The organism is Phyllobacterium sp. MT110 (genome assembly GCF_058792715.1).
Window position 1 is genome coordinate 51,542 of the sequence record NZ_JBXAFE010000008.1, and the last position, 20,312, is coordinate 71,853.

The 20,312-nt window shown below is 57.3% G+C and carries 23 protein-coding genes, 1 tRNA gene and 1 riboswitch; of the genes, 17 read left to right on the top strand and 7 right to left on the bottom strand.

Annotated features, from left to right (window positions below; all coding sequences use genetic code 11):
- Positions 1–205 precede the first annotated feature (205 nt).
- A complete protein-coding gene (locus AC1Q5O_RS24960; RefSeq protein ID WP_492566734.1) occupies positions 206–2,050 on the top strand; it encodes a glycosyltransferase in 1,845 nt (614 codons plus the stop codon).
- On the opposite strand, the gene ppk2 is transcribed toward AC1Q5O_RS24960, so the two are convergent.
- Positions 2,019–2,861, bottom strand: coding sequence for a polyphosphate kinase 2 (gene ppk2 / locus AC1Q5O_RS24965; protein ID WP_492566922.1), 843 nt, complete (start codon positions 2,859–2,861; stop codon positions 2,019–2,021). The two genes, AC1Q5O_RS24960 and ppk2, sit on opposite strands and share 32 nt — an antisense overlap.
- Positions 2,862–3,023: 162 nt before the next feature.
- Here ppk2 and phoR point away from each other — a divergent pair, with 162 nt between their 5' ends.
- On the top strand, positions 3,024–4,301 hold the full coding sequence (gene phoR / locus AC1Q5O_RS24970; RefSeq protein WP_492566735.1) for a phosphate regulon sensor histidine kinase PhoR: 1,278 nt from the start codon (positions 3,024–3,026) through the stop codon (positions 4,299–4,301).
- Positions 4,302–4,355: 54 nt separating this feature from the next.
- Here the strand turns inward: phoR and AC1Q5O_RS24975 are convergent, their stop codons facing one another.
- On the bottom strand, positions 4,356–4,883 hold the full coding sequence (locus tag AC1Q5O_RS24975; protein ID WP_492566737.1) for a GcrA family cell cycle regulator: 528 nt from the start codon (positions 4,881–4,883) through the stop codon (positions 4,356–4,358).
- Positions 4,884–5,366: 483 nt separating this feature from the next.
- Between AC1Q5O_RS24975 and AC1Q5O_RS24980 the strand changes: the two genes are divergently transcribed.
- Genes AC1Q5O_RS24980 through AC1Q5O_RS24995 form a run of 4 tightly spaced genes read left to right on the top strand, consistent with a single transcriptional unit; the run spans position 5,367 to position 8,759 of the window.
- Positions 5,367–6,572: an aspartate aminotransferase family protein gene (locus AC1Q5O_RS24980; RefSeq protein WP_492566738.1), complete on the top strand. Its 1,206-nt coding sequence runs from the start codon at positions 5,367–5,369 to the stop codon at positions 6,570–6,572.
- Positions 6,573–6,581: 9 nt separating this feature from the next.
- Positions 6,582–7,520 (top strand): ornithine carbamoyltransferase, encoded by a 939-nt coding sequence (gene argF / locus AC1Q5O_RS24985; protein WP_492566739.1) that lies wholly within the window; start codon positions 6,582–6,584, stop codon positions 7,518–7,520.
- A gap of 1 nt (position 7,521) precedes the next feature.
- The gene (locus AC1Q5O_RS24990; RefSeq protein ID WP_464663193.1) at positions 7,522–8,523 is read left to right on the top strand and encodes an Hsp33 family molecular chaperone; all 1,002 of its coding nucleotides are present in this window, start codon (positions 7,522–7,524) and stop codon (positions 8,521–8,523) included.
- A 23-nt stretch (positions 8,524–8,546) separates the two neighbouring features.
- The gene (locus tag AC1Q5O_RS24995; RefSeq protein ID WP_162800123.1) at positions 8,547–8,759 is read left to right on the top strand and encodes an alkylphosphonate utilization protein; all 213 of its coding nucleotides are present in this window, start codon (positions 8,547–8,549) and stop codon (positions 8,757–8,759) included.
- Between the two features lie 30 nt (positions 8,760–8,789).
- Here AC1Q5O_RS24995 and AC1Q5O_RS25000 read toward each other — a convergent pair whose 3' ends face one another.
- From AC1Q5O_RS25000 to AC1Q5O_RS25010, 3 genes are all read right to left on the bottom strand, one after another.
- Complete coding sequence (locus AC1Q5O_RS25000; RefSeq protein ID WP_492566742.1) at positions 8,790–9,098, bottom strand: hypothetical protein; 309 nt, start codon at positions 9,096–9,098, stop codon at positions 8,790–8,792.
- A gap of 79 nt (positions 9,099–9,177) precedes the next feature.
- Positions 9,178–9,570, bottom strand: a complete 393-nt coding sequence (gene apaG, locus AC1Q5O_RS25005; RefSeq protein ID WP_105736766.1) for a Co2+/Mg2+ efflux protein ApaG — start codon at positions 9,568–9,570, stop codon at positions 9,178–9,180.
- Positions 9,571–9,738: 168 nt separating this feature from the next.
- The gene (locus tag AC1Q5O_RS25010) at positions 9,739–10,926 is read right to left on the bottom strand and encodes an O-succinylhomoserine sulfhydrylase (RefSeq protein ID WP_492566744.1); all 1,188 of its coding nucleotides are present in this window, start codon (positions 10,924–10,926) and stop codon (positions 9,739–9,741) included.
- Between the two features lie 62 nt (positions 10,927–10,988).
- A riboswitch (SAM riboswitch) is annotated at positions 10,989–11,068 on the bottom strand.
- An 83-nt stretch (positions 11,069–11,151) separates the two neighbouring features.
- Here AC1Q5O_RS25010 and AC1Q5O_RS25015 point away from each other — a divergent pair.
- The 3 genes from AC1Q5O_RS25015 to AC1Q5O_RS25025 all read left to right on the top strand — a co-directional run bounded on the left by AC1Q5O_RS25015 (position 11,152) and on the right by AC1Q5O_RS25025 (position 12,809).
- On the top strand, positions 11,152–12,246 hold the full coding sequence (locus AC1Q5O_RS25015) for a 2'-deoxycytidine 5'-triphosphate deaminase (RefSeq protein WP_492566746.1): 1,095 nt from the start codon (positions 11,152–11,154) through the stop codon (positions 12,244–12,246).
- An 80-nt stretch (positions 12,247–12,326) separates the two neighbouring features.
- Positions 12,327–12,635: a hypothetical protein gene (locus AC1Q5O_RS25020; protein WP_492566748.1), complete on the top strand. Its 309-nt coding sequence runs from the start codon at positions 12,327–12,329 to the stop codon at positions 12,633–12,635.
- Between the two features lie 100 nt (positions 12,636–12,735).
- Positions 12,736–12,809 (top strand) — tRNA-Gly (locus tag AC1Q5O_RS25025).
- 61 nt (positions 12,810–12,870) lie between these two features.
- On the opposite strand, the gene AC1Q5O_RS25030 is transcribed toward AC1Q5O_RS25025, so the two are convergent.
- Complete coding sequence (locus AC1Q5O_RS25030; RefSeq protein WP_492566925.1) at positions 12,871–13,749, bottom strand: haloalkane dehalogenase; 879 nt, start codon at positions 13,747–13,749, stop codon at positions 12,871–12,873.
- A 90-nt stretch (positions 13,750–13,839) separates the two neighbouring features.
- Here AC1Q5O_RS25030 and AC1Q5O_RS25035 point away from each other — a divergent pair, with 90 nt between their 5' ends.
- The 3 genes from AC1Q5O_RS25035 to AC1Q5O_RS25045 all read left to right on the top strand — a co-directional run bounded on the left by AC1Q5O_RS25035 (position 13,840) and on the right by AC1Q5O_RS25045 (position 15,238).
- Positions 13,840–14,277, top strand: coding sequence for a MarR family winged helix-turn-helix transcriptional regulator (locus AC1Q5O_RS25035; protein ID WP_403169878.1), 438 nt, complete (start codon positions 13,840–13,842; stop codon positions 14,275–14,277).
- A 92-nt stretch (positions 14,278–14,369) separates the two neighbouring features.
- Positions 14,370–14,660, top strand: a complete 291-nt coding sequence (locus tag AC1Q5O_RS25040) for a hypothetical protein (RefSeq protein WP_403169881.1) — start codon at positions 14,370–14,372, stop codon at positions 14,658–14,660.
- Positions 14,661–14,737: 77 nt separating this feature from the next.
- A complete protein-coding gene (locus AC1Q5O_RS25045) occupies positions 14,738–15,238 on the top strand; it encodes a Holotricin-3 precursor (RefSeq protein ID WP_492566751.1) in 501 nt (166 codons plus the stop codon).
- A 107-nt stretch (positions 15,239–15,345) separates the two neighbouring features.
- Here the strand turns inward: AC1Q5O_RS25045 and AC1Q5O_RS25050 are convergent, their stop codons facing one another.
- Entirely contained in the window at positions 15,346–16,653 is a 1,308-nt protein-coding gene (locus AC1Q5O_RS25050; RefSeq protein WP_492566753.1) for a glycosyltransferase, read from the bottom strand.
- Between the two features lie 49 nt (positions 16,654–16,702).
- On the opposite strand from AC1Q5O_RS25050, the gene AC1Q5O_RS25055 reads away from it, so the two are divergent.
- The 5 genes from AC1Q5O_RS25055 to AC1Q5O_RS25075 all read left to right on the top strand — a co-directional run bounded on the left by AC1Q5O_RS25055 (position 16,703) and on the right by AC1Q5O_RS25075 (position 20,312).
- Positions 16,703–17,446: a hypothetical protein gene (locus AC1Q5O_RS25055; protein ID WP_492566755.1), complete on the top strand. Its 744-nt coding sequence runs from the start codon at positions 16,703–16,705 to the stop codon at positions 17,444–17,446.
- Between the two features lie 168 nt (positions 17,447–17,614).
- Positions 17,615–17,866, top strand: coding sequence for a DUF982 domain-containing protein (locus AC1Q5O_RS25060; RefSeq protein ID WP_223611866.1), 252 nt, complete (start codon positions 17,615–17,617; stop codon positions 17,864–17,866).
- Between the two features lie 155 nt (positions 17,867–18,021).
- Positions 18,022–18,288 (top strand): DUF6460 domain-containing protein, encoded by a 267-nt coding sequence (locus AC1Q5O_RS25065; protein WP_346307005.1) that lies wholly within the window; start codon positions 18,022–18,024, stop codon positions 18,286–18,288.
- A gap of 76 nt (positions 18,289–18,364) precedes the next feature.
- Positions 18,365–18,862, top strand: a complete 498-nt coding sequence (locus AC1Q5O_RS25070; RefSeq protein ID WP_492566757.1) for a CAP domain-containing protein — start codon at positions 18,365–18,367, stop codon at positions 18,860–18,862.
- 94 nt (positions 18,863–18,956) lie between these two features.
- Entirely contained in the window at positions 18,957–20,312 is a 1,356-nt protein-coding gene (locus AC1Q5O_RS25075) for an MATE family efflux transporter (protein WP_492566759.1), read from the top strand.

Genomic DNA, 20,312 nt, shown 5'->3' on the forward strand with positions numbered 1-20,312 from the left:
TCCGTTCTTCGACTTATGAAGAATTGCCACTGGTATAAAGAGACGTAACAATATTATTCTTCGCTTATAACGCTATAAATTGTTCCGAATTTTATTTTCAATTTTGAATTGTGAGTTGAGTTCATGCTGTTGGCGTTCCCTCTACAGAAAACACGCGCCTTGACGATCAATAATATTCAAAGATCAGGCTCCCGGTAGAGGGAAGATGCTGCATCGAGACATCGAAGTGGCTCTGGCCGCGCGGCTCTACCGCGCCGGATTGGCGAAAATCCTGATCGTACGGGCCTTCAGGGATTCCATTGCCGGCAACACGTCCTTTATCGACGAACTCTATGCCAGCGTTCGCGGCAAAGATGCGCTGATCGGCCAATGTATCGCCGACATAACGGGACTGGCTTTTGAAGCGGCACCGCAAACAACCGGCATTTTTCTGCGATCGGGCCCGGACATCACCATTCTGCCGCACGCACGCATTGCGACGACGCTCAACCACGACAGCAATGCATTGACCTATATTGCGCCGACAATCGCCGACATTGCTGTTGTCAAACGCTATCTGTCGAGCCGCAAAGATCTGGCTGGCCGCTTGAGCGTGACCACGCCCTCAGGGGTGCGCGCGCTTCTCAGGGCCGGGCATCAGCATCTGCTCGCCGATAGAGCCGCAAGAATGATCGAAGACTCCCGCTGCGAATACTCGGCCAAAACTGTCCTGACAGGTCAGCAGGGCATCCTGATCGGCATATTGGCAAGCTGTCTGCTGCTGGGCGCCTTTGAAAAGCAGCAGCTGAGCTGGAAGGGTGCGCATGTCATCCTCTCGTTGTTCTTTCTTGCCTGTGTCCTGCTGCGGTTGGTGGCATGCAAAAATGCGCGTGGCGACAATCCGTTACCCCTGCTGGCAATAAATCCAGCAGAGCTTCCGATCTACACGGTTATGATTGCACTGTATCAGGAAGCAGACATTGTTCCGCAGCTCGTCAGAGCCATGCTGGCGTTGAACTGGCCGCGTTCAAAGCTTCAGGTTCTCTTCCTCTGCGAAGGGGATGACGCGGCGACGCTCGCCGCATTGAGGCGCCAGGGGCTGCCTCAGCCCTTCGACATCATTTCCGTATCCGGATATGGCCCGCGGACGAAGCCAAAGGCGCTCAATTACGGGCTCCTGCTGTCGAAGGGAGCGTTTGTCGTGGTTTACGATGCAGAGGATCGCCCCCACCCAGACCAGTTGCTGGAAGCCTTTCAACGCTTCCAGCGCGCCGATGAAAAGCTCGGCTGCCTTCAGGCTCCGTTGAAGGTCGCCAATGCGCATGAAAGTCTTGTGGCGCGTCTGTTCGCCTTCGAATATGCGGCGCACTTCCAGAGCTTCCTGCCGTGGCTTGCGCATCGCGGGCTGGTCTTGCCCCTTGGCGGCAGCTCCAATCATTTTCGTTCCGATTGCCTGACCGCCATCGGAGGCTGGGATCCGCACAACGTTACGGAGGACGCGGAGCTCGGAACCCGTTTGGCGCGCCTGGGGTATCGGACGGATATGATCGAACGCGCGACGATCGAAGATGCGCCAACTGAAATCGGCATCTGGTTTCGCCAGCGGACGCGCTGGTTCAAGGGCTGGATGCAGACGTGGCTTGTGCAGATGCGCCAGCCGTTTACCCTGCTCGTCCAGTTGGGCATTCTGCGCTTCGTCGTCTATCACCTTCTGGCGGTGGGGATGATCGTTTCATCCCTGCTCTATCCCGTCACGCTGCTGTTTATGCTCTCGGTCACCTTGTACTGGCTTTCCGGAAGCGATGTCTTTGCCCGGCATCGGGATATTCTCTGCATCGATCTTATCAATATCGTGATGGGGTATCTCTCATTCCACCGGCTGGGGCAGCGTGCGCTGGCGGGCAAGGGGATGCCCGGCAGAATCCTGCCATGGATACCGCTCTACTGGTTGCTCATGTCCCTTGCGGCATGGCGCGCTTTGGGGCAGTTGAACACGCGGCCTTTCCTATGGGAGAAAACGCCGCATCGGCCCGCGCAATCTACGCAAGAAACCCCGGACCGGAACCAATGATCAGAGCGTCTTCATTGCCGATCACCCCGACATCCCGGCCCTTGTAGGGCAAGCTCAGCAAAACCCGGCGGATAACGGCGATGCGGGCACGGCGCTTGTCATTGGAGCGCACCACGGTCCACGGCGCATGCGCCGTATGGGTCCGGGCCATCATTTCGTTCCGGGCGTTGGTGTAGTCATCCCACTTTTCGGCACCGGCAATATCCATCGGCGAGAACTTCCAGTTCTTCAGCGGGCTGTGGCGTCGATCGTGAAAACGTTTCAACTGCATGATCTGGCCGATATTGAGCCAGAACTTGAAGAAGAAGATACCGTCGGCAACGATCATGCGTTCGAAGCCGGGTGTTTCCTCGAGGAACGATTCATGCTGTTCCGGCGTACAGAAACCCATGACGGGTTCGACACCACCGCGATTGTACCAGGAGCGGTCAAACGTGACGAATTCGCCCTTTGTCGGAAAATGCGAGACGTAGCGCTGATAGTACCATTGTCCGCTTTCAGTTTCCGTGGGCTTGGGCAGGGCAACGTTGCGCGCATTGCGGGGATTCATGTATTGGCGCAAGGTAAAGATCGTTCCGCCCTTGCCGGCGGCATCGCGCCCTTCGAAGACGGTTATCACGCGGCCGCCGGTTTCCTGCAGCCAGCTCTGCATTTTGACCAGCTCAATCTGCAGCTGTTCGAGAGTTTTTTCGTATTCCGCCCTGTTCATTTTATCCGTGTAGGGAAAGTCACCGGACGCAAGGGCGCCGTCGTCAATCCAGTCCGGCAGTTTGGCATCGTCGATATCGAAACTCCGCTTCTTCCCATCGATCCTGAGTTTAAGCGTTGTCTTACCGACATGCGGCTGGTCGGATTTCTCTTTCGAATTTTTGGCCAAGACAGTCTCCCTCAATTGACATGAAGCCATGTTATTGGGACAGCGTTGTGGCGTCCAGTGTCGATGACAAGCATGGCAGGGCAGGGAGTTGAACGCATGAGCATATTCGGTTCAGGGCAGGAAAGCCGCGGTTTGCGGCAAAGGGCGATGCAGCGGATCATCCGCGCACGCTATATTCTTGGTGCCGCTGCCTTTCTCACCGCGCTCGTTCTGAATTCCGGCGTGTCCTGGTGGCTGAGCTTTGCAATTCTGATGGTGCTGCTCCTGGGCGTGGTCGCCTTGTCGGCAAGCATTCCGCGCAGTGACGACACCAACCGTGCGCAGCCGGTCAGCGATCCGGCGATCTTCCGCCTGTCCGGTCAGCAGCTTGCGGCGCAATTGCCCGATCCCCTGATCATCTTTGATCACGAAGGGACAATTCTTTACGTCAATCCGGCGGCCAACGGCGCCTTCGGGCCTCTGGCGCGCGGCGGTACGCTGCTCCTGCATTTCCGCGCACCGGAGATGCAGACGCTGGTCCAGTCGGTCATGTCGGATGCGCAGGCCGGATCGATTGATTATTCCGAGCGTGTCCCGGTTGAACGCTGGTATCGCGCCACAGTGCTGCGTCTGGATCAGGGCGGTTCCGATCGCCAGTATCTCCTGTCATTCCGCGATCTGACCGAGGCGCATCGTCTGGAGCGCATGCGCTCGGACTTCATCGCCAATGCCAGCCATGAATTGCGCACACCACTGGCGTCACTCAGCGGTTTCATTGAAACGCTGCGCGGTCCCGCGCGCAACGACGCCGTTGCCCGCGACAATTTTCTGGAGATCATGCAGAAGCAGGCTGAGCGCATGGCGCGGCTCATCGATGATCTTCTGTCGCTGTCGCGCATCGAAATGAAGGCCCATATCGCGGTGAAGGACCAGGTGGACCTGACCATCGTTCTCAATCATGTGGTGGATACGCTCCGCCCGCTCGCCACGAACCTCGACATTGAAATCGAGCGTCACATCGATCCCGGGCCGGTCATGGTCCTCGGTGACCGGGATGAACTGACGCAGGTTTTCCAGAATCTTCTGGAGAACGCCTGCAAATACGGCCAGTCCGGCAAGAAGGTGGTTGTCGAGCTCAAAAACAATGGCGAGGGGATCAAAGCCACTATTCAGGATTTTGGCCCGGGTATACCGGAGGAGCACATCCCGCGGCTGACCGAGCGCTTTTATCGCGTCAATATCGAAACCAGCCGGGCCCAGAAAGGCACAGGCCTCGGTCTGGCAATCGTCAAGCACATCCTTACGCGGCACCGGGCCCGGCTTGTCGTTCGCTCCCGCGTCGGCGAAGGCTCATCGTTCACGGTTGCCTTCGGCCCGCAGAAAGCCAAGGCTTGACGCCAACAAAAAAGGCGCCTGACGGCGCCTTTCCCTATCTACGTGCCTTGCCGATTACCGGGCGCGGCGGCGATCGGACGCCGGCTGATAGGCCAGGCGGGCATGATAGGTGCAGTATGGGCCGCCTTCGCCGACATCATTTCCGCAGAAGTGAAAATCAGGCTGCAACGGATCGCCCATCGGCCACTTGCAGGTGCGCTCGCTGAGCTGCACCAGTTCGAGACGCCGCGAGATCGGCACCACGACATCCGTCGAGGGCTTCATCACGGTCTGTGTAACCGTGTCGACAAAATATTCCTGCTGCAGCGCTGTTGCGCCAACGCTCTTGGTCACAACGCGGCTCGTCATCTGCGCCGACGTGCTGACGCTGCTGCGATGTCCGGCCGAAACGGTCGTGTTGACTTTCTTGCTGCGTGTCTGGGTCGATGTGGTCTTGCCGCGGCCTGACAATTTCAGGCGGTGCACCTTGCCGATGACCGCATTGCGGCTGACGCCACCCAGCTGTGCAGCGATCTGGCTTGCGCTCAGACCTTCGGCCCAAAGCTTCTTCAGCTGTTCTACGCGCTCATCTGTCCAGTTCATCTTCCTTGGCTCCGTATTGTGCGGACTCTAGGCTGAATCCTTCCCTCACATCTGGATTGCTCCAGATTGCAGATACTATATCTATCCAGGTGACGAGGTCCGCCGCACGAAATCTAGCTATTCCGTTTCTCAAGCTACAATATGCGATGACTCTGTGACAAGAGTCGGGCGTGGGAAGCGGCTTGCTTTTTTGGGTTTTCCCCAACTTGCGCGTGAAAACGCGGCATAAATGACATTTCTCGCAAATCCCGTCGCTTTCCGTATGGTCGCTTGGCTACAGATTTGAAAACCTTATGGAAAGACCGCCTCGCGCGGACGCACTGTCGCGGTTATGTTTTTGAAGTGTTCATTTGACAATTGCGGATTGAATGATGATATTACCAGCGTCAGGCCGCCCTTGTGGGCGGCTTTTTGATTTCATCGCTGCCGGTTTCTTCTTAGCAAACAGCAGATCAAAACAGGGTATTGGAGGCCCGAAACGACATGACGGACGCAAACGCGCAACCGCTATACGACACTTTTGCTCGTGCGGATCTGCGCTTTGAGCGAGGAGACGGTGTTTGGCTGACGACCGAGAGCGGCGAACGCTATCTGGATTTCGCTGCCGGCATTGCCGTCAATTCGCTGGGTTATTCGCATCCGCATCTCGTCGAAACCCTGAAGGCCCAGGCTGACAAGCTCTGGCATCTGTCCAATATTTATGAAATTCCGGGGCAAAGGCGTCTTGGTCAGCGTCTCGTGGACAACACGTTTGCCGACAAGGTGTTTTTCACCAATTCCGGGGCGGAAGCGCTGGAATGCGCGATCAAGACCGCCCGGCGCTATCACTATGTCAACGGTCACCCGGAACGGTTTCATATCATCACGTTCGAAGGCGCGTTCCATGGCCGGACGCTGGCGACGATCGCTGCCGGCGGCCAGGAAAAGTATCTCGAAGGCTTCGGCCCCAAAGTCTCGGGCTTCGATCAGGTGCCCTTCGGCGACGAGAAGGCGTTGAAGGCGGCCATTGGTCCCCAGACCGCTGCCATCCTGATTGAACCGATCCAGGGCGAGGGCGGTGTGCGTCCCGTGCCGGATGAGGATTTGCGCCGTCTGCGCAAGATTTGCGACGAGAACGGCCTGCTGCTGATCCTCGATGAAGTTCAGTCGGGTGTCGGACGTACGGGCAAGTTCTTTGCATATGAGTGGTCGGGTATCACGCCCGATATCATGGCTGTCGCCAAGGGCATCGGCGGCGGTTTCCCGCTCGGCGCCTGTCTCGCAACGGCCGAGGCAGCCAAGGGCATGACAGCCGGCGTGCATGGCACGACCTATGGCGGCAATCCGCTCGCCATGGCCGTCGGCAACGCTGTGCTCGATGTCATTCTCGCCGACGGCTTTTTCGAGCATGTGCAGCAGGTCGCCCTCTTCATGAAGCAGGGCCTCGCCTCGATCTCCGATCGCTATCCCGAGGTTATTGCGGAAGTACGCGGCCGCGGCCTGTTGATGGGCATCAAGAGTGTTGTTCCCAACACAGCGCTTGTTCAGGCCCTACGTGACGAACACCTGCTCACCGTTGGTGCCGGCGACAACGTCATCCGGTTGCTGCCGCCTTTGGTCGTGACCGAAGAAGAGGCCCGCGAGGCCCTTTCCCGGATTGAAGCCGCTGCCGAACGCCTGTCGGTCACGGCCCGGCAGAAGAGTGCGTAGGGAACTGTCATGACAATCAAGCAGGACCTCCGTCACTTCACGGACATCTCGGCGCTTTCTTCCGGTGTGTTGCGTTCCATTCTTGATGATGCGCGCGCGCGCAAGAACCGCCTCAAGGCAGGCAATATTGAGAAGCCCTTTGCAGGCAAGGTGCTTGCAATGATTTTCGACAAGCCTTCGACGCGGACCCGTGTGTCCTTCGATGTCGGCATGCGCCAGCTGGGCGGCGAAACCATTATGCTCACCGGTTCCGAAATGCAGCTTGGACGCAGCGAGACCATTGCGGATACAGCAAAGGTGCTTTCGCGCTACGTCGATATCATCATGATGCGCACGACGACCCATGACCGGCTGATCGAAATGGCTGAGAATGCCACGGTTCCCGTCATCAATGCCCTGACGGACGACACGCATCCATGCCAGATCATGGCCGATATCATGACGTTCGAAGAGCATCGCGGTCCGGTCAAGGGTAAGACGTTTGCCTGGACAGGCGATGGCAACAATGTGCTGCATTCGCTCGTCGAAGCGGCTGTGCGCTTTGATTTCAACCTGAACATTGCCACGCCGGAAGGCAGCGAGCCCGAGAGCAAATATCTCGCCTGGGCCAATAGCGCCGGCGGCAATGTCAAGCTGACGTCCGATCCTATCGCGGCTGTCGAGGGCGTTGACTGCATCGTCACCGATACATGGGTTTCGATGGGACAGGAAGGCCGTGCGCGCGGTCACAATGTGTTCATGCCCTATCAGGTCAATGATGCCCTGATAAAGCACGCGCATCCCGATGCCCTGTTCATGCACTGCCTGCCTGCCCATCGCGGCGAAGAAGTAACGGATTCCGTTATTGACGGGCCGCACTCGGTCGTTTTCGATGAAGCCGAAAACCGGTTGCATGCGCAAAAAGCCATTCTAGCCTGGTGTCTCGAAGGAGGTCGCCCGCGTGTCTGATATGCCTGACATCACCAAGCGCTCCGACGAATACGTCTTCGCCGGGGATGATGCGGTTGTGCCGTTCCAAGTCGAGACACTCGATGCACGCGGCCGCGCCGTGCAATTGGGTGCAACACTGGACGATATTCTCAGCCGGCACGACTACCCGGAGCCGGTTGCAAAGCTCCTGGCTGAAGCGATTGTCCTGACCGTGCTCTTGGGAACGTCACTGAAGTTCGACGGCAAGTTCATTTTCCAGTCGCAGTCCGATGGGCCTGTCGACATGCTGGTGGTTGATTTCCGCACGCCGAATTCGGTGCGCGCCTATGCCCGCTATGACGAAGACCGGCTGGCCGAGGCGATCGCCGCACACCGGCTTTCGCCGGAGCAGTTGATGGGGACGGGAACGCTGGCGCTGACGGTTGATCAGGGTGAGTACACCCAGCGCTATCAGGGCATCGTTGCACTCGACGGTTCCAATCTGGAGGAAATAGCCAAGACCTATTTCCGCCAGTCGGAGCAGATTCCGACCGATATCCGCCTGTCCGTCGCCAAGCTCATAGAGCGCGGCGAGGATGGCAAACCCGTCGAGCAATGGCGCGCCGGAGGGCTGATCGTGCAGTTCCTGCCGGAATCCGAGCTGCGTATCCGCCAGCGGGATCTGCCTGCGGGCGATGCGCCGGATACCGATGAGGATGAGGACGATATTGAAGAGGACGATGATTGGGCTGAAGTGAAGGCTCTGGTTGCGACCATCGAGAGTTCGGAACTGACCGATCCGCAGGTGGGTGCGGAGCGGCTGTTGTACCGCCTGTTCCATGAACGCGGCGTCCGCGTGTTCGACGCAGTGCCGGTGAATGACGATTGTTCCTGCTCGCGTGACAAGATTGCAGGCGTCCTCTCCGGATTTACCGCCGAAGAAATCACGGACAGCATCGAAGATGGCAAGATCAGCGTGACCTGCGAGTTCTGCTCGACCCATTACGAGTTTGACCCGGCGGAATTCCTGCCAAAGAACTGATTATCCAAACGAGGATTGCCCCTGTGGACGTACGCGACAGCAACGGAAATGAGCTTCAGGACGGCGATTCCGTCACCCTGATCAAGGATTTGAAAGTCAAGGGAACATCTGAGACGATCAAGCGGGGTACGCTCGTCAAGAATATCCGCCTGAACGGCCGCGAGGGTGAAGTCGAGTGCAACACCAAACAGGTCAAAGGCCTGGTTCTGAAAACGGAATTCGTCAAGAAGGCGTAATGCGGCGTCACAAGCGCCGCAGGTGAATTGCTATTTCAGCAGCCCGTTGGCGATCCGCCAGGATACCAGCGCCTCGTGGGCACCGGTGACTGCAACCAGGACAATCAGGAACGCACCGATGATCAGCCACAACGGCCACGGCTTCGCCGAACGTTTGGCGAAGAGGCCGACGACAAGACCTGGCACAAGCGCCAGCGCCAGAAGTTCCGGCATGCCGGCCTTGCCGGCCTGAATGCTTGGCAGGGCATAGCCCATAAAAAGTGCGCCGACACCAATGGCAAAGGTGACAACGGAGCAGGCAAGCGCCTTCAGGTACGGCATTTCAGTTTGGCTGGTCATCAGGGCGTGTACTCATGCATGTGATCAAAACGGCGCTTGCAACGATTGCGCTCCGCAAAGGCAACAGTCCGGTCGAGAATTAATTCAATGTCCGCAATTGATCCGGCAAATCAAGCGAAAAAGCCGGTATCTCGATGTCGAACAAGTTTCCGGTTTCGCTTTCCATGGAATAACGGCCAACCATTACACCGGATGTCGTTGTCAGCGGGCAGCCTGAGGAATACTGGAACGAGTCTCCGGGATTGAGCACCGGCTGTTCACCGATGACACCAGGGCCGCGAATCTCTTCGATCTGGCCGTTCCCATCGGTGATTTTCCAATAGCGCGCCCGAAGCCGGACGGTGCCGTCGGATTCATTGGCGATCGTAATCCGGTATCCCCAGACATATCTGTTTTCTTCCGGATTGGACTGCTCCTCCAGATAGAATGGTTCTACGATTACTTCAATATTCTGAGTGACTGCGCGATACATGATAAACCTTGTCTTATCAATGATATTGCGGGTCGTGGCCGTCTCGTCAACCATTACAATACATAAAGATGATTAAATTTAATGTGAATAGCCAACATTCTGCAACGTTTATACTTAAATATACCGCTCCCGCACTGAAATTGGTTTCAGTGCGGGATTGGTCCTGTCTTACTTGGCTGCCTTGAGGGCAGCATCGAAATCCTCGATCAGATCATCGGCATCTTCCAGGCCAACCGACAGGCGCAGCAGCCCGTCCGAAATGCCAAGTTCTGCACGTGCTTCATCTGTAAGGTTTTTGTGCGTGGTTGTCGCGGGGTGTGTGATGAGACTCTTCGAATCTCCAAGATTGTTGGAAATCCGCACCACTTCCAGTCCGTTCTCGCAATCAAAGGCCGCCTTCTTGCCGTCCTTGAGTTCGAAGGCCACAAGCGTGGAACCACCGGTCATCTGTTTGGCGATGATGTCCGCCTGCGGGTGATCCGCACGGCCGGGGTAAATAACCCTGGAAACTGCCGGATGGTCCGCGAGGAAGTCGGCAATTTTCGCCGCACTTTCGGTCTGCTGGCGGACGCGGACGGGCAGGGTTTCAAGCCCCTTCAACATGATCCAGGAATTGAACGGGCTGAGGCCCGGGCCGGTGTGGCGGAAATATTCGTGGAGGTTTTCGTCAATCCATTTCTTGTCGGAAAGGATGACGCCGCCAAGACAGCGTCCCTGGCCTTCAATGTGCTTGGTGGCCGAATAGACGACGATGTGGGCGCCAAGTTCCAGCGGCTTCTGGAACAGCGGGGTCGCAAACACATTGTCGACGATCAGTTTGGCGCCGACGGAATTGGCGACCTTTGCCACGGCGGCAATATCGACGATCTCGAGTGTTGGATTGGTCGGGCTTTCCAGGAACAGCGCCTTGGTGTTCGGGCGGATGGCCTTTTCCCAGTTCTCGGCCCTCGAGCCGTCGATCAGGGTGAAGTCCACGCCATATTTCGGCAGGAGCGTCTCGATGATGTAGCGGCACGAGCCGAACAGGGCGCGCGCTGCCAGAACGTGGTCTCCGGCCTTGACCTGACACAGGATTGCTGCCGCAACCGCAGCCATTCCCGAAGCCGTTGCGCGCGCATCTTCCGCGCCCTCGAGCGCGCAAATGCGCTTTTCGAACATATCGGTTGTCGGATTGGCGTAGCGCGAATAGATGAAGCCGGGTTCTTCGCCCTTGAAGCGGGATTCGGCAGCTTCCGCCGTGTCATAGACAAAGCCCTGAGTGAGGAAGAGGGCTTCCGATGTTTCACCGAAACCGGAGCGCAAGGTTCCGGCATGAACGAGTTGTGTCGCGGGGCGCAGCTTACGGGTTGTGGTCATCGTCTTCTCAATCTGCCAGAATCTGGCCAATAAAAAACCGGCCTTGCGGGAATCGCAAAAAGGCCGGACGAGACCGGGCCTCTTTTAGCAAATTGTTTAACGTGGCTGCAAGCCGGCCGGCCAAATCACCACGGGATAAAATTGCTTTAATCCTCTTGGCGGCTTGCGTCAATCGGGTGAGACGCTAAAGCTTTTGGGAAATTGTGTGAGGTTTCGGCGGTCGATATGAGTATACGTGAAGCGGGCATTCTGGCGGATAGTGGCATCAGGGCATTGCATCAGGCCGGTGCGCTGAAAACCGAGCGTGATTTCGACGCCGATCAGATCCAGCCGGCCAGTCTGGACCTGCGCCTGGGCACGAAAGCCTATCGTGTGCGCGCCAGTTTCATGCCGGGTCCGGGAACGCCGGTCATCGACAAGCTGGAAAAACTCAAGCTGCACGAGATCGACCTCAGTCACGGTGCCGTGCTGGAAACCGGCTGTGTCTATATCGTCCCGCTGCTGGAAAGCCTGGCGCTGCCCGCCGGGGTTTCGGCATCGGCCAATCCCAAGAGTTCGACCGGGCGTCTTGATATTTTCACCCGCGTCATCGTTGATGGGGCACAGGAATTCGACAAGGTGCCGGCGGGATATAATGGCCCCATCTATCTCGAAGTCAGCCCGCGTACCTTCCCGATTGTCGCGCGGGCAGGATCGCGTCTCTCGCAGATACGCTTCCGCACCGGACGGGCACAGCTCGACGAGACGGAACTGACCGCACTGCATGCAAGCGAGACGCTCGTGGCGTCGGATACGCCGAACATATCGGGCGGCGGCATTGCCCTGTCCATCGACCTGACCGGCGATGCGAACGGCCTCGTCGGTTATCGCGGCAAGCACCACACGGGTGTGGTGGATGTCGACAAGCGCGGGGCGCATGACCTCTTCGATTTCTGGGAGCCGATCCATGATCGCGGCGCGCGCGAACTGGTGCTTGATCCCGATGAATTCTACATTCTCGTGTCGCGTGAAGCCGTGCATGTTCCTCCGCTTTATGCGGCGGAGATGACGCCGTTCGATCCGCTGGTCGGCGAATTCCGCGTGCACTATGCCGGGTTCTTCGATCCGGGTTTCGGGCACACCGCAGCAGGCGGAACCGGCAGCCGCGCGGTGCTTGAAGTGCGCAGCCACGAGGTGCCATTCATTCTCGAGCATGGCCAGATTGTCGGCCGCCTGATCTATGAGCATATGCTGGAGCGGCCCAAGGCCCTTTATGGCACCGACCTCGGCTCGAACTATCAGGCGCAGGGCCTGAAACTCTCCAAACATTTCCGGTCGTGAACCGCGGTTGATTGACAAGACGCCGATTTGACGGCCTGGATGTATTCCTGGGATTTGTCATGCAGGATTGGAGGTTTGCGATGCCTCGGAAAACCGGCTCGAAACGGCGTGCAGCAGCTGTCGTGCTCGCCATTCTGACGTTCATTGCGCTGCTGCCGCTGTTGTCGGTCCTGGTGACCTATGCGATCGCCAATACGCTTGGCTGCACGGTGGATGAGAACAGCGTTCACCCGTGTCTGCTGGGCGGCATCGACATTGGCGATACGCTTCACACCATGGGTGTGCTGGGCTGGCTGATGATCCCGGCCGCGCCGCTTCTGCTGATTGCGGTGCTGGGCTGGATCGGCCTTGGCATTGTCGCCATCGCCGGCCGCATGCGCCGCAGCTGATATACATGCTGTTTGCAGGGTGATGTGCGAATCCGGTTGACTATCGATCCCGGCTGCTTTTCATTCCCGTTATCTGCCCGAGGCAAGTCTGCGGGCATAGGCGGGTGTAGTTCAATGGTAGAACGGCAGCTTCCCAAGCTGCATACGAGGGTTCGATTCCCTTCACCCGCTCCATCCCTTGTTTGCATGGAACGCAAGACGGCAGCAAGGATGCCGCCTCGCGTTGAATCGGTTGTCAAATATTGATCTGCTCCAGCCACTTGCCAAGTGATTGCGCGATTTCCTCGGGTTGATCTTCCGGTGCATTGTGTTTGGCGGCACCACAATTGACAACGCTTAGGTTGGCATAGTTGGCCCTGCACCAGGCTACCATGTCCGCCCCGATCGCCAGGTTTTTCCCCGATCCTTCGAACGCAATCAACAGTTTCGGAACATCGACACTGTCGGCAAGCCAGGTGTTGAAATGCCGCACTCTTTCAATCACCGCCGCCGGTTCCTCATCGACAGGCATTGAGCGCGTCCATTCGAGAATGGCCCGGCGGCTTTCAGGGGTGGTGTATGACTGCGTATAGGCATGGATATCTTCGCTTGAAAGGCCGGAAAGCACCGTTGCCTGCAAGGTTTGTTCGATGAAGCTATTGCTCTGGAGCACGATGGTCTCGCCAAGCCCCTCCGTCTTCAATGCACGAAACCGTTCTGCAACCTCCGGCGGAAAATCGGCCCACCGCATCGGCCGCAGAATTGTTTCCATGAAGGCGACGCCCCGCACCCGCTCCGGATGACGCGCCGCCCAATCCAGGGCAAGCGTACCGCCCCAGTCATGGCCGACAAGGATGGCATCGGTCAATCCCAGCGCATCGAACCAGGCGTCGAGATATCGGGCTTGATCGGCAAAACTGTAGTCGAGGGAGGGGCGGCCCGAGCGCCCCATGCCGATCAGATCGGGAGCGAGACGGCGATAACCCGACAGAGCGGGGGTAATGTTTCTCCACAAATGCGATGTGGTGGGATTCCCATGGAGAAATACAATGGGCGTACCCACGCCCATCTCTTCATAGTATAGGGTTGAATCAAGGATGGAGATGGATGGCATGAGATTATCCTCTTCAGATATTGACAGGTGACTGTCTAATATCGTGTAGACAGTCACCTGTCAATATCTGAAGGATTCTGGCTCCGCACACGAACAGGAAACAGCACGCTGATGAGTTCACCAACGCCCAATCTCGGAATTCTTCTGCGGCTCCTGCATCAGCAATGGACGCAGGCCATCGACACCGCGCTTGATGAGGCGGGGTTCGTCGATATCCGTCCATCCCATTCGAATGTATTGGCCTTTACGCCTTCGTCCGGAATTCAGGTCAGCGAATTGTCGAAACTGTCAAAAACCCGCAAACAATCGATCACTCAGGCGGTAGAAGAGCTTGAAAAGCTTGGCTATGTGGAGCGTCGCCCCGATCCTCGGGACAAGCGGGGGCGATTGGTCTTTCTCACAGCCCGGGGGCAGGCGGTGCAGCCCACGGCGATGGCGGCGGGCAAACGTATTCAACAGAACTGGGAAAGCGTCGCTGGCAAAGAGAATATCGACGTTTTGACCTCCACTCTGCAGCTTGTGCTCGAAAAATTGCCTCGCGGCGAATAGACCCGCCTGCTTTTCGCTTGCCGCGGCGTACTTGTTTGAATGTTCATCGACAACGGCGTAATGTGGAGCGGGATCATCTGGAGGGAGCTGTCATGAAGAATATTCTTTCCCTAGTGGCTGCTGGCCTCATCGCGCTTGTGATGGGCCTGACATCAATCGTATCCGCGCAGGCCTCGCCTATCTCCGTCCAACGCGCGCCGATCGCTTCGAATGTGGAGCTGGTCAAATACAAGCACAATCGCGGCAGGCATTGGGGCCACCGCCATCATTATCGGCACGGCTGGAGAGGTCATCACCATCGCCGCCACCACTGGAATAATCGGCACCATCGTCCCGGCTATTGGAAGCACCATCGTCATCACAGGCACTATTATCGCTATTAGCGCCTCATAATGGCCCTAAACGGATTCTTAACGTTCCGGCAGGGGAACGATCACCGGGACATATTGAGGAGATGGGTATGACTCTTGTGAAGCGCGGTTTTGTTGCCGTTGCATGTTTTGGTTTGCTGGTTGCCGGCACTGCACTCTCGACGACGGACAATTACAGCCTTGTCGGTTCTGCACTGGCCAAAAATGGCAATGGCAATGGTGGCGGAGAGGGCGGCGGAAAAGGCAATGGCGGCGAAGGCCATGGCAATGCCAAGGGCGACCATGCAAATGACAAATCCAAGACCAAGGAAGCAGATCTGAGTGACAGGGATCTGGACAAGAATACCTTGGGTCCGCTCAACGCAGCACATGCATCCGCGCGGGCACGGGAGCGGGCAGCCCCCAATTCCTCCGTCGGCAAGATCGCCGCTTACGAACGCAGCCGCGAAGCAGCCCTCGCCATTACTGATCCCACGTTGCGGGAGCAGGCCCTCGAAGCTGCTGAAGCCAAATTGAGCACGGATTTCCATCGGACACTCACGACGGCGCAAATTGACAAAGTGAACGACCTGTTGGACGCCCGCCGCTGAGACCGAAATGGCCAATCGACAGGATTGGTGCGATATTCCAAAGCTCCCGTATCTCCGGACGCGGGGGCTTTTGCATTTGAGGTGGTTCTCGCGCCGGATATTTTCGGCTACGGCGATTTGTTGTGCCGCTTTGAGCGCGCCCGCAACACCGCGCCAACGCGCCTGAGTGGAGATGGTATGAGCGCTTGATACATGGCCTTCAAACTCACCAGGATATTCGTTGACGTTGAAATTTCACGATCGAGTTTATCGATTTTCGTGGTCAATGTTTGAGCGAGCGTTTCCATGGAGTGGGAATTGGGCAGATGACGCTCTGTCACCGAATGCAGTTCAGCAAGGATCTCTGATTTTGATTGATCCAGGATTTGCCTGAGAGTGTCTGTTTCCGGCATCCAATGCATTTCAGAGGCGATACGAAACCAGGTTCTTTTTTCAGCGGTTGCAACGAGTTCCTGCGCCCATTGGCCATTGGCAAGACCAAGCACGGGCAGGCCGGGTGATCCTGCCTTGATGGCCGAACGGTAGAGCTTTTCGTATTGGGATACATATTTGTCCGCCGGCGAATGCTCACGCAGATAATCGGCTACATCTGCCGCGTCCTTGGCGTCGAAATGCTGGATCGCTTCCTGCAATAGCCCGACAGTTGTCGGCCGGGCGAGCAACCGCACACCAAAATTGTTCTTCCGCCAGGCCGCGACATTGCGGGTCGTGAGAAGCCCGGCAAAGCCGCGACCATCACATACAACAACCGCACATCCGACAAAGGCCGCTTCCAGCGCCATGCGTGCCGTTGCAAAGACCAAATCATATTTGAGCAATTCCTTCTCAAGCGCATCGGAAAACTTGCCTGTTCCAGGGCCCAGCTCGTCAAGGGTCATGGTCTCTGCGGCACACGCGCGCCGCACCAATTCAGCATGACCGCTGGCCTTGGTAAGCAGGAGCGCCTTCCGGGGCCGGTCCGGAAGAGGGGGCCTTGCGATAAAACGCGCTGAATCAACGGCGTTTTCTATCGTGGTCAGGCGATTGGCCGGGATGCCTCTGGACAAACATTTGTCTCTGCACGCTGCATCTACGGCGACATAGTGCTTGATCTGCGGGTGCAGCAAAGGCGCTTCGATCTCGAACACGGAACTGTGGCAGGTGTAGACGACCGGCACGTCGGGAAAACGTGCCATGGCAATAAAGCATGGGGACACATGGTGGGCATGAATGACATCAGGCCGATAGGGTATCTGATCTATCGCATGATAGATCTGATGTCCCTTCTGTATCATCCAGTTGGTGTCGCCGACCAATGTCGGGGCAAAAATCATAACTTGGTGGCCTGCGCCTCGAAGTGCGTCAGCCAGCAGTTCGACGACACTTTCAGATCCGGACCGCATTCCAAAAACAAAATTTGTAATAAGAACACGCACTTTATATTTCCCCGATGCTTTTGTTGCGCAGCTATGGTCTATTTCACCAATGCAGAATAAACAAACACTAAGTATTCTTCTTTTGGCGCATCCTGGGCATGAGCTGCGCATTCACCATTGGGTGGAATTGAACAAGCCCCTTGTTTTCTTTCTGACAGACGGGTCTGGGAGCAAGGAACAGTCCCGAACGCATTATTCCCGGGAAATCATCGAAAAAACCGGATCCGCTGCAGGCGCGATATTTGGCGATATTTCGGACAGGCTTTGGTACGAAGCGCTGGCACGTCATGATCACGGGTTTTTCGCGGCAGTGATCGCGTCAATTGAGGCTGATATTGGAGAGCATCATTCTTACAGAATAGTTGCGGATGCACGTGATGGATACAATCCAATCCACGACCTGGCATCGGCCATGGGCGCGATCCTGCAAAAGCGACTGTCCGCGCGCGGCAAACCGGCCGAACTCCTCTTTTCCGCGGCGACGGCTGGAGCAAAAGGCGATCGTGTCTGTGAACTGGTTTTGGATGGCGAAGCCCGCACGCGAAAACTGGCGGCGGTGGGGCGTTATCTTCCACTGGTTGATGAGGCGCGCTCTATTCTGAAACAGTATCCCGCAGCAATGGACAGGGAAGTGCTGATTTCTCAAGTCACGGATTGGCACACACCGAAAAATCCCGAGTGGGAGGAAATCGGACGTGAAAGGGTTGCGGCGGGTATTTATCAATCCTGCTTGACCTATGAAGATCACTTTTTGCCTGTTGTTTCCAGGTTGTTCGAAGAATGCGGCAAGTAACGCGATCATCTTCAGACGCACTGTGATCGAGGGCACTCGTCGCACGGCAATGGCCTTCAGGCATATCCTGCCTGGTGGTATGCCCGGCCGGAAGAGTTGTACTCACTATCGAATGCCAATATAATGAAAGCTTGAGGGGACATGGCTGTTTCTTGGGCGTCTCACATCATGCGTAAACTGACATTTGAATCTGTGACCGTAGAAACCAGGCAGATAGGCAAATACCGAAGTATAGCCTCGGTAAAAGAAGCCGCTGAATTTCTGTCGGAGGATTGGCCGGCCCGGCACGGACCGAGCTATCTCGCCGCACAACAAATATGCCATGATGCCCTGAATGGCGAAAGAACGGTCGGCGAAGCCCGAAAAGCCTTCATTGCGGCGGCAAAAACCGTCGATATTTTCGTGCAGGATCGGCATTGAAACCAATTTGACCGTCCTGCCGGCCTTATCCGGGATATATTTCGACTGGAACGCTTGGCGAATCCGCTATCGCCGTGCAATTGCTTGAACCGGGCCGCATATGGCCATATGTGAACACCATCGCTGCAATTGCCGCCGCCGCTATCGGAGTATCAATGTCGGACAAGATGAACCGTTTTCTGGGAGACACGCCGGGCCGTGTTCTGCTCAAGCTCATTCTCGTATCGCTTTTCGTCGGCGTGATCATGAACGCGTTCAACTGGTCGCCGCTCGATATTCTGTATGGCTTCGAGAATTTTGCCCGCCGCATCTGGAACCTCGGTTTTGGCGCCATCGAGCGTTTCGCCGGTTACTTCCTCTTGGGCGCGGTCGTGGTTGTGCCGTGCTTCATCATTTTGCGGCTGCTGAGCTACCGGCGTTAAACGCAAAAACATCGCCTTGGCCTGAATGAGCCACAATTGCTGGATATCGGCAGTGCGCCTCATTCAGGAATTGCTTATGCCCAACCATAGATTTCATTTGTCACGCCGCAGCGTGCTTGGGTTCGCCGCCGTGTCGGCGCTGTTGCCGCTGGCCGCCTGCCAGACAGTGACACGCACGCCGGGGAAAAGTGCCGGTGTATCGGCGTCAGCGACATCGCTTGTGCAGAATATACGCTCTTCCAATGGATTGGCTGGCCTGACCGCCGATTCTTCTCTGGAAAGCGCCGCACTGCAGCAGGCGGGTTACATGGCCAGCGCCGGTCGGATGTCCCATACGACCGGCTGGGGGCGTGATTTTGCCACCCGTGTGCGGAACAACGAGATCCACGGCATTGCTGCGGAGAATATCGCCGTCGGCCGCATGGAACTCGACCGGCTCTTTGCCATGTGGATGGCCTCGCCGCCGCATCGCCGCAATATGCTGGATCAGAAGTTCACCCGGTTCGGTCTTGCCTATTCGGAAGCTGCCAGCGGCAGCAGTCAGCGGTATTGGGCGCTGGTCCTTGCCAGCTGAACTATCGGCCGGGATTGGCCGATAGTTCTGGAAAAGCGCCGCGCGCAATGGCATAGGATATCGATAGCCCCTCTGGCGTCTTTCCCGGTGTCCCATGTCAACGCAAGTGTCCCATCCTGATGGATCAAAAATCGTTCGCCCGTTCGAGGTGACGAACCGTCTGATGCTGTCGATCACGATTCCCGTGATGCTGGCATCGTTGACGACGCCCTTGCTCGGTCTCGTCGATACGGCTGTCATTGGCCAGCTCGGCGATCCGCATCTGCTCGGCGGGCTGGCGATCGGGGCTCTGGTTTTCGATTTTCTCTTCTCGACCATGAATTTCCTGCGCGCCGGAACAACCGGGCTGGTGGCGCAGGCGATGGGCCGTCATGACAATGTGGAACAGCAAGCGGTGTTCTGGCGGGCAATTGGCATAGCCGTGCTTGTCGGCTTTGTTTTCATTGCCGTAACGCCGCTGGTGCTGACTGCAACGGTTCGTTTCATGAACCCGGATCAGGCGGTCGCTGACGCCATGTCCACCTATGTGTCGATCCGGCTGTTTTCCTCGCCGATGGCGCTTGGAAATTTTGTCGTTCTCGGCCTGCTGCTCGGGCAGGGCAAGGCGATGCAGGGCCTCTACCTGCAATTCCTGCTCAACGGCGTCAATGTGGTCATGACCTGCTGGCTCGGTCTGGTCATGGGCTGGGGCGTGGCGGGCATTGCCTGGGGAACCGTGCTTGGCGAAAGCGTCGCGCTGGTTGTCGGCTTGACCATGGTCTACTGGCAGTTTCGGGCCGTTCCCAATCCATCGCTTGCGCGTATCCTTGATATGCCGGCCATCCGGCGGATGTTTGCGGTCAACCGCGATATCATGCTGCGCTCGTTCTTCCTGCTGATCGCCTATGCCTATTTCACCCGCGCTGGTACCGAGGCCGGTGCCGTGACCTTGGCAACCAACGCCGTGCTGATGAATTTTCTGCTGATCTCGGGCTATCTCATTGATGGCGTGACGACGGCAGCCGAGCAGATTTCCGGCCGTGCCGTCGGCGCCCATTATCGCCCGGCCTTTGATCGCGGCATCAAGCTTTCATTCCTGTGGGGGCTGGTCCTTGCTTCGCTGATGGCGCTGTTCTTCCTCATCTACGGCAATGCCATCGTGGCGGTTCTGATCAAATCTGCGGATGTGCAGGCCATGGCCGCACTCTACATGCCGTGGGCGGCCCTCGCGCCCGTTACCGGGCTGCTGGCCTTCCATATGGACGGCGTATTCATCGGCGCCACCTGGTCACGCGACATGCGCAACATGATGATGCTGTCACTTGCCGGGTACTTCGCCGCCTATTTCATTCTGCCGCAGTTCTTGGGCAATCACGGGCTCTGGCTGGCGCTTCACCTGTTCCTCGGGCTGCGCGGTCTGTCGCTGCTGGCGATCCTGCCGCGGCGGGCGCGGCTGCAGTTCGCCAGCTAG